Source organism: Agrobacterium tumefaciens str. B6 (genome assembly GCF_001541315.1).
Lineage (GTDB): Bacteria > Pseudomonadota > Alphaproteobacteria > Rhizobiales > Rhizobiaceae > Agrobacterium > Agrobacterium radiobacter.
The window spans coordinates 257740-273508 of the sequence record NZ_LMVK01000023.1 but is presented as its reverse complement, the minus strand read 5'-3'; the positions used below and the strand labels follow the sequence as shown (position 1 = coordinate 273508).

Below are 15769 nucleotides of genomic sequence, written 5' to 3'. Positions count from 1 at the left end.
CACCATCATGTTGAAGCGATTGCTCATCACCGGTGCCGGCGGCAAGCTGGGCAGCATGCTGCGCGGGCGGCTTGGCCATGTCGCCGAAATCATTCGTCTTTCTGACGTCGTTGATCTCGGTTCACCAGCATCTCACGAAGAGCTCGTTCGTTGCGCGCTTGAGGACGAGCAGGCGGTCCATGATCTCGTGAGGGGCTGCGACGGCATCGTTCATCTCGGCGGAGTTTCCGTCGAGAGGGCCTTCGACCCGATTGAGTCTGCCAATTTGCGCGGGGTCTACAATCTCTACGAGGCGGCGAGGCTTAACGGCATGCCGCGCATTCTATTCGCCTCCAGCAACCACACGATCGGTTATTACCCGCAGGGCAAACAGCTTGCTCCCGACACGCCCTTTCTGCCAGACGGCCTTTACGGCGTCTCAAAGATTTTCGGCGAGGCGATGGCGAGCCTCTACCATTCCAAATTCGGCCAGGAGACTGCTATCGTCCGGATTGGCTCTTGCGAAGAAAAGCCCTCCAACTGGCGGATGCTGTCGACCTGGCTGAGCTACGGCGACTTCGTTTCGCTGATCGAGGCCACCTTCTGCGTGCCGAAGCTTGGATGCCCGGTCATCTGGGGCGTTTCCGCCAATGATGACAGCTGGTGGGATAATTCCCATGTCGATTTTCTCTGTTGGCAGCGGCGCGATAATGCCGCGCGCTACCGCGCAGAAATCGAACGCGATGTGCCGCGCCCCGATCCCGAGGCTGCGATCGCAAAATATCAGGGCGGCGTCTTCATAGACGAGCCCATTCACAGGACTTGAAACACATCCATCCGCCCATTGCGAGGAGACAGACATGAACAATGAAACGCGCGAAAAACTGATGACGATTTCCGTCGCTACCCTGGCGACGGCGCTTTACAAGCGCGGCCTGCGCAACCAGGTCATCCAGGGCGTGCGCCCGCTGGGCTACAAGGGCAAGAACATGGTCGGCCCGGCCTTTACCCTGCGCTACATGCCGGCCCGCGAAGACCGTAACCAGCTCATCGAATTCCGCAATCCCGCCCATCCGCAGCGCGTCGCCATCGAAACCTGCCCGCCGGGCCACGTGCTTGTCATGGACAGCCGCAAGGATGCCAGCGCCGCCTCGGCCGGCGATATTCTGGTGACCCGCCTGATGGTTCGCGGCGGTGCGGGCATCGTTTCCGATGGCGGTTTCCGTGATGCGGCCACCATTGCCGAGCTGGATATTCCGGCTTACCACACCCGTCCTTCCAGCCCCACCAACCTGACCAAACACGAAGCGATCGAAATCAACGGCCCGATCGGCTGCGGCGATGCGCCGGTCTTTCCCGGCGACATCATCGTTGGTGACGCGGATTGCGTCATCGTCATCCCCGCCGGCATTGCCGACGAAGTGGCGACCGAGGCGGTGGAAATGACGGCCTATGAGGATTTCGTGGTGGAGCAGGTCAAGGCCGGCCAGACGATCATCGGGCTTTACCCCTGCACCAAGGAAGAACACCAGACGGCTTTTGCCGAATGGCGCAAGAAGAACAACCGCTGAACCTTATAGCCAGCCCAGTGCTTTCGCCGCGCGGATCGCCTCCGCGCGGCGTTTGCAATCCAGCTTGCGGAACAGGTTGCCGAGGTGAAACTTCACCGTCACTTCGGAAATGTTAAGCGTCTGGGCGATCTTCTTGTTCGACATGCCGCTGGCCAGAAGTTGCAGCATCTGCGCTTCCCGCTGCGAAAGCCCGCCATGCAGGGCGCGTGCCTGCGGTGAATTCACCGAGGCGGCGAAAATCGACAGCGCGATGCGGACATCGGAAGAGGTTTCGATGAAACTGCGGATGCGGCGATTGTTGAGAAGCGGCGACAGGAAGACGCGCTCTTCCGACAGGACGCCGCTGCAGCCAAGGCGGGTTGCCGATTCAAGCGCGGTCAGAATATGGGCACGGGCGGCGGCATTGTCGCGACGCTGGTGCGCGGCATAGCTCTGCCATATTCTGAGCGCGACTTTCTCGCGGTTGGTGACCTTGGGGTTGGCGATCATCGCGTCGATCTGGCGGGAGAGATAGGCGCGCGGCGTGAAAAGATGCACCGCATCGCGCAGCCAGGCCATGACATAGGCGATTTCATCGCGCCGCGTCAGCCGGGAGAGGTCGTCATGTGCGCTCTCCACCCAGTTGCGGCCCATCGGCATGCGGATCGCGGAAAGGGTTGCAGCGGCATCCGCCCAGCGGTTGGCGTTCTGATAGGCGATGGCCGTCCTGATTTCCATCATCGCATGGAATTGCAGCCCTTCCGACAGATGAATCCACAGACCGTCTAGAAAACCCGGGCGAACGGTCATCGGAAAATGGTCGATCAGCACCTGCGAAGCATAATGCAGGGCGAACTGCATGAGGCTCGGCCATATCTCGGCCGCAGCAAAATGATCGAATTCATGTTCGACGAAATGCAGGAGATCGCGGGGCTTTCCGGCCTCATAGGCAAGGCAGGCTTCCGCCAGTCGCAGCATCCGGAACTCCTGCACCGCATCATGCGGCACCTGTTCCAGCCGCGCGCGGGCCTCCTGTGCTGCGTGACGCGCCAGAAGCACATCACCGCTCATCAGCCGCAACACGATCTGGTGCAGGTGGATGAAGAATTCGAGCAGGGGCTGCCCGCCCATCTTGCGCAGATAGATCAGCGCACGGGCAGCAGCCGCCTCCGCCTCGCGGAAATTGCGGCGGCGAATTTCAAATTCCAGCAGTGCATTGTAATAGGCCGCCCACTTGCCGTGATCGTCCATGGGATAATCGGCCATGAACTCGGCGAGACGCGTTATCACCGCGTCATTGGGCGTCAGATCTTCGGCAATCATCAGGTTCAGCCGGAAGGTGCGGGCGGCAAAGGAAAAACGCGAACCACGGGCGAGCACCTTCAGCGGATCGAGATAATCCGATCCGAGGCTTTTGCCGAGCAGATGGCGCACGCGCTGCAATTCACCCTGTTTCAGCAATGCGCGGGTAACGGCAAAGAGCACGGTTTCATTCGTTGCGATCATGTCCTGCGAAAACCGCATGATGATCTCGCGAAACCTGTCGACGCTGCTTCGGTAGATCAGTTCGCGGCCATGGGCGCGTTCAAGAATTTGCGCGGCATGGGTCTCATAACCGCGGTCGAGCAGCATCGCCATGGCCGGGAGCGCATGTCCAGCCTTTTCAAAAGCCGATGCGACCTCCACCACGGCGCTGCCGGCCTGCAAGGTGGAGAGACGTTCTCGCGCAGCCAGGGTGAGAAGCCGTATTAGGGTGGGGTGATTTTCGGGGGTTCCAGTCAGGAAGGGCGGCAGCAGGTCTGTCCATTCCGCCTCGGGTTCTGCGGAGGGGTTTTCGAGCCAGAATGAAAGCTCAACCGTCTGGGCGGGTGAAAGATGCGGCAGGTAGGTTTCCCGAAGATAGTCGGCACACAGCTTTTCGTCCGGATGCCGGGCGAGCGATAGAAAGGCCGGCCATCCTGCATAATCCTCCAGTACCAGACGCCGCTGTTGAGGGGGGAGGCTTTCGGTTTCATCTTGCCCTAGCGCCAGTTCATCTGGTCCGATGGTAAGCGAACCGCGATGCAGGATCTGCCGGGCCAGTCCGCTTATCCGTTGATCCGGGCGGCAGGCAATGACCATAAAACGCACCGTTTCCAGAATGGCGGCGGGCATGCGCACTGCCCGTGCGAAAACCGGCACGTCCCATAGAAGGCAGTCATTTGCTGCATCATCGCTTCGCGGCTGGTGCGTGCGGCATATCTGTGTTCCCAACTCCTTTGCGAGCATTTCCAGCAGCACGCTTTTTCCCGCGCCCGCCGGGGCGCGCAGAAAGATTATGCCGGCGGTTTCGCTGGCGATTCGGCGGCAAAGGCGGGTGCGGGGCAGGAGTGTCATTCACAACGGGATAGGGCGTTTAAGCATAAAAACCTATACTCATCTTTCAAAAAACTATACCTTTCAGAGATTGTTCAAAAGGGATGGTGGTGAAAACTTGTGCTCAGGCAACTGATGCACAAGGAACGCTCCAACGATGCAGCAACATCCGCTGGTCGCGATTTTGAACAGGCTCGGCGCTTTCGTGCTGGTCATGATCGCCCTGTCCATCATGATTTTCGTCCTGGCTCGCGTGGTGCCGGGTGATCCCGCCCGCATGGCGCTCGGCCCTGCGGCGACGCAGGAACAGGTGGATGCGCTGCGTGGTGAGATGGGTCTCGACAGGCCGCTCGCCGCCCAATATCTCGATTACATCAGCAACGCCCTGCACGGCGATCTCGGTTTCTCGCTGGTTTCCCAGCGCCCCGTCACCACTGATCTGGCGCAGACTGTTCCCGCGACCGTCGAACTGGTTCTGGTCTCGGTCATCTTCATGTTTGCCGTCGCCATCCCGCTCGGCGTCATCACCGCGCATTACCGCGACCGTCCGCTTGACCATATCGGCCGCATCCTGTCGCTCACCGGCGTGACAATCCCGAGCTTTCTTTTCGCCATCACGCTGCAATTGCTGGCCGCCCGCTTTGTCTCCGGCTGGCCGATTATCGGCAGGATCGATCATGCGCTCGGCTGGCAGGGTGGCCCGACGGATTTCCTCCTGATCGACGGTACGCTGGCCGGACGGTTCGATGTGGTGCTGGATGCGCTGAAGCACCTTGCACTGCCGGCTTTTGCGCTCTCCATGGCCGGCGTCGGCCAGATCACCCGCATCACGCGTTCCTCGATGATCGAGAACCAGCGCAAGGATCACGTGCTTACCCTGCAAAGCTTCGGCGTGCCGGAGCGGGTCATCATCTTCCGTTATCTCCTGAAGCTCTCTTCCATAGCGCCGCTGACGATCATGGGGCTCGAATTCGCCTCGCTGATCGGCAATGCCTTCGTGATCGAAATGGTCTTCGCCTGGGGCGGCTTCGCTTCCTACGGGCTGAACGCCATCCTGCAGAAAGACCTCAATGCCGTGACCGCCGTGGTGCTGGTGGCCGGCCTGTTCTTCATCGTTGCGAACCTGATCGTTGATGTCCTGATCTCGATCATCGACCCGCGCCTGCGCCGCAAGGAGGCTCGCTGATGGCTGATATGAAAATGCTCGAACCCACCGATCGCGGTTTAAGCGCCGGTTACATGATGTGGTACCGCTTCAGCCGCAATCCGGCGGCGGTCATCGGTTCGCTGATCCTGTTGTCGGTGCTGGTTCTGGCAATCTTTGCGCCCTGGCTCACACCCTATCCCAAACATATCGGCGCTGTCGTCGATTTCCGGGCGCGTCACATGCCGCCGGATCTGGAGCACTGGTTCGGCACCGACAAGGCCGGACGCGACATCTTTTCCCGTACCGTCTTCGGGCTCAGGGTTTCGCTTCTTCTTGTCATCGGTGTGCTCGGCATTTCGGTTCCCGTCGGCACGGTGCTTGGTCTGATGGCCGGTTATTTCGGCGGCTGGACTGAAAAAATCATCAGCGGCCTGACGAATGTGATGCTGGCCATGCCGCCGCTCGTCATGGCGCTGGCGGTCTCCAACCTTTTGGAACCGACGCTGATGAACGCCATGATCGCGATCACGCTTCTGTGGTGGACCTGGCATGCGCGACTGATTTATTCGGTATCGAAGTCCATCGCGTCAGAGGATTATATCGAAGCCGCGCGTCTTGCCGGTGCCGGGCCACTCCACATCCTCTTTCGCGAAATCCTGCCCAATTGTGTCTCGGTCATATCAGTCAAGACGACGCTGGATGCGGCTTTCGTCATCCTCTTCGGCGCGACGCTGAGTTTCCTCGGTTTCGGCGTCAAGCCGCCAACCCCCGATCTCGGCTCGATGGTTGCCGATGGGCGCCAGTTCATGCCGGATTTCTGGTGGGAAGTCCTCTGCCCCGGCGCGGCCGTGCTTTACGTGACGCTGGGTTTCAATCTGCTGGGCGACGGCCTGCGTGACATGTTCGACGTGGAAAGCTAAAACCATGACTGAACCGCTTCTCAAGGTCGAAAACCTCAACGTCACATTCACCAATTATGGCCGCACGCGGCAGGTGCTGCGCAATGTTGCCTTCACGGTTGCCGCCGGCGAGCGCGTGGCGCTGATCGGCGAAACCGGATCTGGCAAGTCGGTCACCGCCAAGGCGATCATCGGCACCCTGCCGAAGAATGCCGCAATCACGTCCGGCGCCGTCGTCATCGATGGCCGGGATGTGCTTGCCATGCCGAGAAGGGAGCGCGAAGCGCTGAAGGGAACGGCGTTTTCGCTGATCATGCAGGACCCGCTGTCGTCCTTCAATCCGGTCTTCAAGATCGGCACGCATCTCGACGATGTCATGCGCTTTGCCGACAAGCGTGACGGCATCAACTCGTCCAAGGCAGAGCGCCGTACTCGCATCGCGGCGGTTCTGCGCCGCGTGCAGCTTGCCGATACCGAGCGGGTCATGAATGCCTACCCGTCCGAGCTTTCGGGAGGCATGCGCCAACGCGTACTGATCGGGCTTGCGCTGTTGCATCAGCCGAAGCTCCTGATCGCGGATGAGCCCGGTACGGCGCTCGACGTGACCACACAAGATGAAATCCTCAATCTCATCAACCAGCTGGTTGCCGAAGAAAACATGGCGCTGTTGATGATCACCCACAATCTCGGCGTCGTGCGCAAGGTAGCCGACAGGGTCGTGGTCATGCACCATGGCGATATTGTCGAAACCGGTCCCTGCACGCAAATCCTTCATGCACCCGCTGCGGATTACACACGTTCGCTGCTGGATGCGGTGCCGCCGCTCTATGGCCCGCGTGTGACCGATCTGGCGCAAAGCACGCGCCCGCCGATCGTCACCATCGAAGGGCTGAACAAGATTTACGGCAGGCGTAACGGTTACCACGCCGTGCGCGACGTGAACATAACACTGAAGGATGGCGAGATTTTCGGCCTTGCGGGTGAATCCGGTTCGGGAAAAACCTCGGTTGCGCGCATGATCATGGGCCTTTCGCGCCCGACCTCCGGCAATCTCGTCATCGACGCCCCATCTCCGGGGCGTGGCAAACGGCTGACTCAGATCGTCTATCAAAACCCGGGCACTTCCCTCAATCCGAAGCGCACCGTCAGGCAGACGCTTACCCTACCGCTGAAATCCATCGGCATGGATGGGCAGGCGCGCGAAAACCGGATGCAGGAACTGATGGGGCTGGTGCGGCTGCCGCAATCCTATCTCGGTAAATATCCGCATGAACTTTCCGGCGGACAGAAGCAGCGTGTCGCCATTGCCCGTGCACTCGCGGCTGAACCGAAGATCCTCATCCTCGACGAGCCGACGGCGGCGCTTGATGTCTCCGTGCAGAAGACCGTTATCGACCTTCTGCTGCAGCTGCGGGAAGAGCTTGGCCTGACCTATCTGATGATCTCGCACGACCTGTCGCTGATGCGCAATTTCTGTTCGCGCATCGCCATCATGCTGCGCGGCGAGATCGTCGAGGAAGGGGTGACGTCTGCGGTTTTTGCCGAGCCGGAGCATCCCTATACCCGCGCGTTAATCGCGGCGATCCCCGTCGTCACCGACGAGGAAGAGCGTCTGAAACCCACCGTGACCGAGGAAGAGCGCATGCGCTTCCTCGTAAAAACGACCGATTGATAAAAGAGGAGCCTGACGTGTATCGCGTTGGAATTGACGTCGGCGGCACAAATACCGATGCCGTTGTGTTACAGGAAAAGACTGTTCTGGCGGGGGTGAAAGCCTCCACCACCGAAGATGTGACGTCCGGTGTCATCGAAGCCCTTGAAAAGGTGATCGAGGCGTCGGGCATCGACAGGGCACACATCGGTGCCGTGATGATCGGCACCACGCATTTCACCAATGCGGTGATCGAGCGGCGGCATATGGACGAGGTCGCCGCCATCCGGCTCGGCCTGCCTTCCGGTGCCGGCCTGCCGCCCATGGTCGACTGGCCGGATGATCTCAGGGAAATCGTCGGCAACCACGGTTATCAGGTGCGTGGCGGTTACGAATTCGACGGCCGCGAAATATCAGCCCTCGATGAGGACGAGATCGTCCGTATCGCCGCCGACATTCGCGCCAAGGGTCTGAAGGCCGCAGCCGTCACATGCGTTTTCAGCGGCATCAACGATGCGATGGAGTTGAGGGCGAAGGAAATCCTGCAGGAGCGTTGCCCCGGCCTGCCGGTGGTGATGTCCAAGGATATTGGCCGGCACGGCCTGCTCGCCCGCGAGAGTGCTGCGATCATGAATGCCAGCCTCCTGTCGCTTGCCGACCGAACCGTCGCCGCTTTCGGCGAGGCGCTGAAGGCAGCGGGCATAACTTGCCCGTTCTATATCACCCAGAACGACGGCACGCTGATGGCGGCGGATGTGGTACGCGGCTTTCCTGTGCTCACCTTTGCCTCCGGTCCGACGAATTCCATGCGTGGTGCGGCCTTCCTCACCGGCCTCAAGGATGCAGTTGTGGTCGATGTCGGCGGCACCACCTCCGATGTCGGTTCGCTGTCGCACGGCTTTCCACGACAGGCTTCCACGACGGTGGATATTGGCGGCGTGCGCACCAATTTCCGCATGCCGGATGTGTTTTCCATCGGTCTCGGCGGCGGCTCGCTGGTGGTCAATGGCGACCATGGCCTGACCGTCGGCCCGAAATCCGTCGGTTACCGGGTCCGCCGTGAGGCGCTCTGCTTCGGTGGCACGACCCTGACCGCGACGGATATCGCGGTCGCGTCCGGCAAGGCGGATGTGGGCGAAAAGGCGCTGGTTTCCACTCTCGACAAGCGGCTTGTGGATGCTGCGGTCGAAAAGATCAACGCCATGCTCGAGTCCTGTGTGGAACGCAGCCGCATCTCGTCCTCGCCGGTGCCTGTCATCGCGGTTGGCGGCGGCTCCATTCTCATGCCGGACCGTATCGGTGAACTGGAAGTCATCCGCCCCGAAAATTTCGCGGTGGCGAATGCCGTCGGTGCGGCGATCGCGCAGATCAGCGGCGAGACGGACCGCGTCTTCTCGCTGATCGAAGGGCGCACGCGTGAGAGTGCGCTTGCCGAAGCCGAGGCCGAGGCGCGCGAGAAGGCGCTTGCGGCAGGCGGGCTTGCCGAGACGCTGGAAGTGATCGAGCGCGAGGACATGCCGCTTGCCTATCTGCCCGGCAATGCCACCCGCATTCATGTGAAAGTTGTTGGAGAAATGGGAGCCAATCATGGCTGAAACACGCAAGCTGAAATATGACGAAGCGGTATTGCGTACGCTGACGCGGGAGGATCTCGACGCGCTGGAAATCGGTGCAGGCATTCTTGGCACGGGCGGCGGCGGCAATCCCTATCTGGGCAAGCTGCTCGCACTGGAAGCCATGAAGGCCGGTTACGAGATGAAGATCCTTGCGACCGACGCCATCGAGCCGGACGCGCTTTGCATGTCCATCGGCGGCATCGGCGCCCCCGTGGTCGGCGTGGAGCGCATTCGCGAAGGCCGCGAAGGCCTGCGTTGCCTGCGGGGGATGGAAGAACTGATCCGCACGCCCGTAGACGCGAGCGTCTGCGAAGAAATCGGCGGCGCGAACTCGATGAACCCGCTGGTGACGGCCGCACTTGGCGGCCTGCCGATCCTCGATTGCGACGGCATGGGCCGGGCCTTCCCCGAGATGCAGATGACGACCTTCTCCATCTACGGTCACAGTTCCACGCCATCGGTGATGTGCGACCTGCACGGCAATGCCGTCATCTTCAGTCACGCCGTTTCTGAGGTCTGGCACGAGCGCATGGCCCGCGCCTGCGTCGTTTCGCAAGGCGGTGGTGCAATGCTGGCGACCGCGCCGATGCAGGCCCACTACGTGCACCAGTACGGCATTCCGAAAACCTATACCAAGGCGATTGCCATCGGTGAGGCGGTTATCCGCGCCCGCAAGCAGCAGGAAGACCCGATTGCGGCTGTCTGCGCGCTCGAAGGCGGACGGCGCATTTTCAACGGCAAGATCACCGATCTGAAGCGCCATCTGCGCGGCGGTTTTGCGGTCGGCGATCTCACACTCTCCGGCTTCGATGATTGCGCGGGCCAGACGGCGGGCGTCGCCATCCAGAACGAGTTCCTGCTGTTTACCCGTGACGGCAAGGTGGAAGTGACGGTACCCGACCTGATCGTCCTGCTCGATGTCGACACCGGTTATCCGATCACCACTGAAGTGCTGCGCTACGGCCAGCGCGTGGCCGTCATCGCCATCCCCTGCCACGATCTGTTGCGCAGCGCCCGCGCGCTCGAGGTCGTCGGGCCGGCGGCCTTCGGTTACCCGGACATTCCTTTCTCACCGCTGCCCGTCCCGGTCAGCAAGGCTGCCTAACCATAAGCGGGGCAAATGACCCGCAATAAAGAGGAGAACGACAATGAAAATGCCAGGACTTTCTTCCCGCCTTGCCCTGCTTGCGCTCGGCACGGCAATCGCGTTGCCGCTTGGTCCTTCTGCTGCCTTTGCGGAAGACAAGGTGTCGGTCGCGGTCAATACCATGCAGATATTCAGCTCGCTCGACCCGGCGAAAGTGACTGATTATACCGGCTACATGGCCATCGTGAACATGTATGACGGCCTGACGACGGTGAACGCCAAGGGCGAAATCGTGCCGCATCTGGCGAAGTCCTGGGATGTTTCGGAAGACGGCCTGACCTACACCTTCCACCTGCGCGACGATGCGGAGTTTCAGGACGGCACGGCGGTAAAGGCTGCCGATCTCGTCTGGTCGATCCAGCGCCTGCTCGGCATCAACAAGGGCCCGTCGAACCTCATCGTCGGCGTCCTGAAGCCCGAAAACGTCACCGCGCCTGACGATGCGACGCTGGTCATGAAGATCGAACGCCAGTTCTCGCCATTCATGGCGGCCACGCCGCTGATGATGGCGATGAACAAGACGCTGATCGAAGCCAGTGCCAAGCCCGAAGACAAATGGGGCGAGGCCTATGTGGGCGAACATTCCGCCGGTTCCGGCCCTTACAAGCTCGTCAGCTACAACCGTTCTGCCGATATGGTCATCGCCCGCAATGCGGACTATTTCCTTGGCTGGACCAAGGGCAAGCCGATTGACGAAGTGCGCTTCGTTCAGACGAGCGACGACGCCACCGTCAAGGCGCTTGCGGAAAAGGGTGAACTTGGCCTTTCCTCGCACGGTCTTGGCAACGACACCTATGAATCCATCGGCCGGATGAAGGGTTACAAGCTGATCCAGACCCGCACCGCCGGCGGTTTCGTCATCAAGCTGAACACCAAGGTTTACCCGACCGACGACGTTCACGTTCGTCGCGCCATTGCCTATGCAACGGATTACAAGACGATCCAGGAAGTGATCTATCCCGGTTTCGACATGCAGGGACCGCTCTCCGACGCTTTCAAGGACGCGCATAACGGCGATATCCAGCCCGGCGTCTACGATCTGGAAAAGGCGAAGGAAGAGCTGGCGAAGTCGAAATATGCCGGCCAGAAGATCACGCTCGTCAACAGCTATGTCGCTTCGCTGGCCTTCGAGGCGGAAGTGGCGCTGCTTTTGCAGTCCAGCCTCGAGCAGATCGGCATCACGCTCGATATCAAGCCGGAGCCGTGGAACCGCATCGTGGAACTTTCCTCCAAGCCCGATACGACGCCCGCATCGACGCAGGTGAACATCTCGCCGACCTACCCGTCGCCGGATGCGATGTTCTACAACCAGTATCATTCCAAGGCTTCCGGCACATGGATGTCGATGGAATGGCTGCAGAACGCGGAAATCGACGGGCTGATCGACAAGGTTCGCGCCACCACCGATGTCGGCGAGCAGAACGCCACCTACAAGGAACTCCAGACGAAGATCGCCGATCTTCAGCCGGATGTCTGGGCGGTTGCACCGAACCGCCGTTATGCGGCGAACAAGTGCCTTCAGGGTTACGAGTTCATTCCCATGCAGAGCTGGGACCTGAACTTCTCCAACTTCCATTGGGACTGCAAGGCGGAGTGATCTCCGCCGTATGAAAACCGGTCCCGCCTGAGGGCGGGGCCGATGAGACTTGGAACGACAAAGGGAAGGAGCATCGCTTGCGCCGGAAAGGCTGCGGCATGCCCGAGGATGACGCATGATCCAGGAATTTTCCGAAGACGATATCGAACCTCTGGCCACCGGTGCCTGGATTCTGGGAACCGGCGGCGGAGGCAATCCCTATATCTCGACGCTCAATCTGCGCCGTCTTTATGCCGAGGGCAAACGAGTGAAGGTCATGGACCCGATGGCGCTCGCCGATGACGACATGGTCGCCGTCGTCTCCAAGATGGGAGCGCCGCTCGTTGGTCAGGAGCGGTTGGGAGACCCCGTTCATCTCGCCCGTGCTGTCGAGGTGATGGAGGATTATCTCGGTAAGCCGTTCCGGGCGATCATGAGCGTTGAGATCGGCGGTTCGAACGCGCTGTCTTCTTTCCTCGCTGCCGCCATGCTCGACCGGCCCGTCGTCAATGCGGATGCGATGGGACGTGCTTATCCCGAAGCGCAGATGACCTCATTCGCCATCGGCAACCTGCCGATGTTTCCGCTGTCGCTCGTCGATGTACGCGACAATGAGGTGATCGTGACGCGCGCTGCATCGTGGAAATGGATGGAGCGCATCTCGCGCAAGGTCTGCACCGAAGTCGGCTCTACCGCCGCCACCTGCAAGGCGCCGCGCACCGGCAAGGAAGTGAAGGAATGGGGCATTCATTACACCGTCACAAAGGCGACCGAACTCGGGCGCGCGGTGATGGAGGCGCGTGCACGCCATGATGACCCGGTTCAGGCGGTTCTCAACCATGAGGGTGGCAAACAGCTGTTCCGCGGCAAGGTGGTGGATGTCGCCCGCGAGACCACCGGTGGCTTTCTGCGCGGCAGTACGACCATTGAAGGCATCGATGCCGATCGCGGCTCACGCATGGAACTTGCCTTCCAGAACGAGTGGGCAGTCGCCTTCCGCGACGGCCAGCCGGTCGCCATGACGCCGGATTTGATCTGCCTTCTCGACAGTGTTTCGGGCAGCGCCATCGGCACGGAATCGGTGCGCTATGGCCAGCGTGTCACGGTTATCGCCCTGCCGGCGCCGGAACTCTTGACGACGCCTGCCGGCATTGCTGCCGTTGGCCCGCGTGCCTTCGGTTATGACATTGATTTCAGATCGGTATTCCCATGAAACGCATCGGTATTGACGTTGGCGGCACCAATACGGATGCCGTTCTGATCGATGGAGACGCCATCGTTGCCTCGATCAAGGTTCCGACCACGCAGGATGTCCTGTCCGGCGTGAAGGCGGCCCTCGCTCACGTGTCTGGCCATTTCGGCGCGGCAGATCGCCCGATCGATGCGGTCATGATCGGCACCACCCATTTCACCAATGCTGTCGTGGAGCGCGCCCGGCTGGAGCGAGTTGCGGCCATCCGCATAGCGCTGCCGACCGGTTCTTCACTGCCGCCCATGTGCGACTGGCCGAAGGATCTCTACGAGGCCGTCGATCCGCTGATCTTCATGGTTCATGGTGGCCATGAATACGATGGCAGTCCGCTGGTGCCGATGATCCCGGATGAAGTCCGTGAAGCGGCGATGAAAATCCGCGATGCAGGCATTACCTCGATCGCCATTTCGGCAACCTTCTCGCCGCTGACCACGGAGTGCGAGGTGAGGGCGGCAGAGATTGTCCATTCGGTGATCCCCGACGCACGCATCACGCTTTCCCATACGCTGGGCCGTATCGGGCTTCTGGAGCGCGAAAACGTCGCACTTCTGAATGCCGCCTTGCAGACGCTTGGCAGGACCACGGTACAGGCATTTTCGGATGCGCTGCGCGAAGCAGGTGTAAAGGCGCCGTTTTATCTTACACAGAATGACGGCACCGTGGCGCTTGCGGATGTGGCTGCCGCAAACCCCGTGCACAGCTTCGCTTCCGGCCCGACCAATTCGATGCGTGGTGCGGCTTTTCTCACCGGGCTTTCCGATGCCATGGTGGTGGATGTCGGCGGCACCACCTCCGATATTGGTTGCCTTGTCGGTGGTTTTCCGCGTGAGGCAAATAATATTGTCCATATTGGCGGGGTCCGCACCCTGTTCCGCATGCCCGATCTTCTACCTGTAGCACTGGGCGGCGGCACCATTGTCGACCCGCAGACAGGCAAGATCGGCCCGCGCTCGGTTGGGTATCGCATCCTGACCGAAGCCCGCGTTTTCGGCGGCGAGACACTGACGGCATCGGATATCGCCGTTGCGGCAGGCCTGATCGAGATGGGTGACAGGGATCGTGTGAAGGGCCTCGATCCGGCATTCGTGCAGGCGACGCTCGGCCGTATCCGCGACATGGTGGCCGACAGTTTCGACCAGATGAAGACATCAGCCGAAGACGTGCCGCTGGTTGCGGTCGGCGGCGGCGCATTCCTGATACCGGAGCAGGTGCCGGGCGCATCCGAGGTGCTGCGTGTGGAAAATGCGGGCGTTGCCAATGCGCTCGGCGCAGCGATGGCGCAGGTGTCCGGTGAGGTGGATCAGGTCTTTTCCGGGTTGAGCCGCGACGAGGCCCTTGCGAAAGCCGAGACCGAAGCGCAGAACGCAGCGGTCGCTTCGGGAGCGGAGCGCGCGAGCCTCAAGACGCTTGAGGTGGAGGATATTCCCATCGCCTATTTGCCAGGCGGCGCTCGCAGGGTCCGCGTGCGTGTTATCGGCGATATAGCCTTTCATTGATGGTAAGAGGCCCTGCCTGCGGCGGGGCAACAGTGGAGTGAGGATATGACGAAGATCGCACTGGCCATTCACGGTGGTTGCGGGGTTATGCCGGAAGACAGCATGACTCCGGAGGAATGGGAAGCGGCGCGCCACGATCTGGCGGCGGCACTGCGCGCCGGTTATGGTGTGCTCAAGGCTGGCGGAACTGCGCTGGAAGCGGTTGAGGCGGCAGTCGTCGTTATGGAGGACAGCCCGCATTTCAACGCAGGCCATGGGGCGGCGCTCAACGAGAATGGCATTCACGAACTCGACGCGTCGATCATGGATGGCAAGACCCTTGCGGCAGGCGCAATCAGCGCCTCCCGCGCCATCCGCAACCCGGTGAAGGCGGCCCGGGCGCTGATGGAGGATGAACGCGCAGTCTATCTCACCGGTGAAGCGGCTGACCGGTTTGCGAAGGAGAGAGGGCTTGCCACGGAGCCTCAATCCTACTTCACCACTCAAAAGCGTGTCGAGGCGCTGGCGGCCATGAAGGCCCATGCCACCGCAGGTACGGAAGCGACGGAAAACGAAAAACACGGAACCGTCGGTGCCGTGGCACTCGATGCTGCTGGGCATCTCGCAGCCGCGACATCCACCGGCGGCTACACCAACAAGCCTGACGGCCGGGTGGGTGACAGCCCGGTGATCGGGGCGGGCACCTATGCACGCGACGGCGCCTGCGCCGTTTCCGGCACCGGCAAGGGAGAAGTTTTCATCCGTTACGTCGTCGGCCATGAGATCGCGTCCCGTGTCGCCTATCTCGGGCAGGATCTGGAAACCGCCGCCGGCAACCTCGTCCACAAGGATCTGGCGCCCTACGATATCGGTGCGGGTCTTGTCGCCATCGATGCCGAAGGCGGCATTGCCGCACCCTATAATACGCCCGGCATGTTCCGGGGCTGGGTGACCCCATCAGGAGAGGCCCGCGTTGCCACCCACGACAGGGTCTATGAGGTGGAATTGTAACCGGCGACCGAGCGGACCGCATGACAATGCTAAAAAAACCGGTGACATGAAGGCTTATCGGCGGCAAAAGGTCTGAACCGAAACCGGCTCGTCTTTTCATCCATGGTGCTG

Annotated in this window: 12 protein-coding genes; 11 read left to right on the top strand and 1 reads right to left on the bottom strand. The window is 61.0% G+C overall.

Annotated elements, in window-relative coordinates; genetic code table 11:
* Positions 1–7 precede the first annotated feature (7 nt).
* Positions 8–805 carry an NAD-dependent epimerase/dehydratase family protein gene (locus ASB65_RS17330; protein ID WP_060724820.1) on the top strand — a complete coding sequence of 266 codons (798 nt, stop codon included), beginning with the start codon at positions 8–10 and terminating at the stop codon, positions 803–805.
* A gap of 34 nt (positions 806–839) precedes the next feature.
* A complete protein-coding gene (locus ASB65_RS17325; protein WP_060724819.1) occupies positions 840–1550 on the top strand; it encodes a ribonuclease activity regulator RraA in 711 nt (236 codons plus the stop codon).
* A gap of 3 nt (positions 1551–1553) precedes the next feature.
* Here the strand turns inward: ASB65_RS17325 and ASB65_RS17320 are convergent, their stop codons facing one another.
* Complete coding sequence (locus tag ASB65_RS17320) at positions 1554–3905, bottom strand: helix-turn-helix transcriptional regulator (protein ID WP_060724818.1); 2352 nt, start codon at positions 3903–3905, stop codon at positions 1554–1556.
* A gap of 136 nt (positions 3906–4041) precedes the next feature.
* Between ASB65_RS17320 and ASB65_RS17315 the strand changes: the two genes are divergently transcribed.
* The 9 genes from ASB65_RS17315 (at position 4042) to ASB65_RS17275 (ending at position 15658) form a co-directional block, all read left to right on the top strand.
* The gene (locus tag ASB65_RS17315; RefSeq protein WP_060724817.1) at positions 4042–5070 is read left to right on the top strand and encodes an ABC transporter permease; all 1029 of its coding nucleotides are present in this window, start codon (positions 4042–4044) and stop codon (positions 5068–5070) included.
* Entirely contained in the window at positions 5070–5951 is an 882-nt protein-coding gene (locus ASB65_RS17310; protein WP_003506763.1) for an ABC transporter permease, read from the top strand. The genes ASB65_RS17315 and ASB65_RS17310 overlap by 1 nt, the downstream gene beginning before the upstream one ends.
* A 4-nt stretch (positions 5952–5955) precedes the next feature.
* Positions 5956–7602 (top strand): ATP-binding cassette domain-containing protein, encoded by a 1647-nt coding sequence (locus tag ASB65_RS17305; RefSeq protein WP_060724816.1) that lies wholly within the window; start codon positions 5956–5958, stop codon positions 7600–7602.
* A gap of 17 nt (positions 7603–7619) precedes the next feature.
* Positions 7620–9176 (top strand): hydantoinase/oxoprolinase N-terminal domain-containing protein, encoded by a 1557-nt coding sequence (locus tag ASB65_RS17300; protein WP_060724982.1) that lies wholly within the window; start codon positions 7620–7622, stop codon positions 9174–9176.
* Positions 9169–10302 (top strand): DUF917 domain-containing protein, encoded by a 1134-nt coding sequence (locus ASB65_RS17295; RefSeq protein ID WP_060724815.1) that lies wholly within the window; start codon positions 9169–9171, stop codon positions 10300–10302. Before ASB65_RS17300 ends, ASB65_RS17295 begins: the two co-directional genes overlap by 8 nt.
* Before the next feature lie 43 nt (positions 10303–10345).
* Positions 10346–11941 carry an ABC transporter substrate-binding protein gene (locus ASB65_RS17290; RefSeq protein WP_060724814.1) on the top strand — a complete coding sequence of 532 codons (1596 nt, stop codon included), beginning with the start codon at positions 10346–10348 and terminating at the stop codon, positions 11939–11941.
* Positions 11942–12056: 115 nt separating this feature from the next.
* Positions 12057–13133 (top strand): DUF917 domain-containing protein, encoded by a 1077-nt coding sequence (locus ASB65_RS17285; protein WP_060724813.1) that lies wholly within the window; start codon positions 12057–12059, stop codon positions 13131–13133.
* Entirely contained in the window at positions 13130–14668 is a 1539-nt protein-coding gene (locus tag ASB65_RS17280) for a hydantoinase/oxoprolinase N-terminal domain-containing protein (protein ID WP_060724812.1), read from the top strand. Before ASB65_RS17285 ends, ASB65_RS17280 begins: the two co-directional genes overlap by 4 nt.
* Positions 14669–14713: 45 nt before the next feature.
* Positions 14714–15658, top strand: a complete 945-nt coding sequence (locus ASB65_RS17275) for an isoaspartyl peptidase/L-asparaginase family protein (protein ID WP_060724811.1) — start codon at positions 14714–14716, stop codon at positions 15656–15658.
* Positions 15659–15769: the final 111 nt, after the last annotated feature.

Excerpts from the sequence above, each read along its gene's own strand:
- ASB65_RS17320 (WP_060724818.1), bottom strand. The coding sequence starts at position 3,905 with ATGACACTCCTGCCCCGCACCCGCCTTTGCCGCCGAATCGCCAGCGAA.
- ASB65_RS17305 (WP_060724816.1), top strand. The coding sequence starts at position 5,956 with ATGACTGAACCGCTTCTCAAGGTCGAAAACCTCAACGTCACATTCACC.
- ASB65_RS17290 (WP_060724814.1), top strand. The coding sequence starts at position 10,346 with ATGAAAATGCCAGGACTTTCTTCCCGCCTTGCCCTGCTTGCGCTCGGC.
- ASB65_RS17295 (WP_060724815.1), top strand. The coding sequence starts at position 9,169 with ATGGCTGAAACACGCAAGCTGAAATATGACGAAGCGGTATTGCGTACG.
- ASB65_RS17330 (WP_060724820.1), top strand. The coding sequence starts at position 8 with ATGTTGAAGCGATTGCTCATCACCGGTGCCGGCGGCAAGCTGGGCAGC.
- ASB65_RS17325 (WP_060724819.1), top strand. The coding sequence starts at position 840 with ATGAACAATGAAACGCGCGAAAAACTGATGACGATTTCCGTCGCTACC.
- ASB65_RS17315 (WP_060724817.1), top strand. The coding sequence starts at position 4,042 with ATGCAGCAACATCCGCTGGTCGCGATTTTGAACAGGCTCGGCGCTTTC.
- ASB65_RS17280 (WP_060724812.1), top strand. The coding sequence starts at position 13,130 with ATGAAACGCATCGGTATTGACGTTGGCGGCACCAATACGGATGCCGTT.
- ASB65_RS17310 (WP_003506763.1), top strand. The coding sequence starts at position 5,070 with ATGGCTGATATGAAAATGCTCGAACCCACCGATCGCGGTTTAAGCGCC.
- ASB65_RS17285 (WP_060724813.1), top strand. The coding sequence starts at position 12,057 with ATGATCCAGGAATTTTCCGAAGACGATATCGAACCTCTGGCCACCGGT.
- ASB65_RS17275 (WP_060724811.1), top strand. The coding sequence starts at position 14,714 with ATGACGAAGATCGCACTGGCCATTCACGGTGGTTGCGGGGTTATGCCG.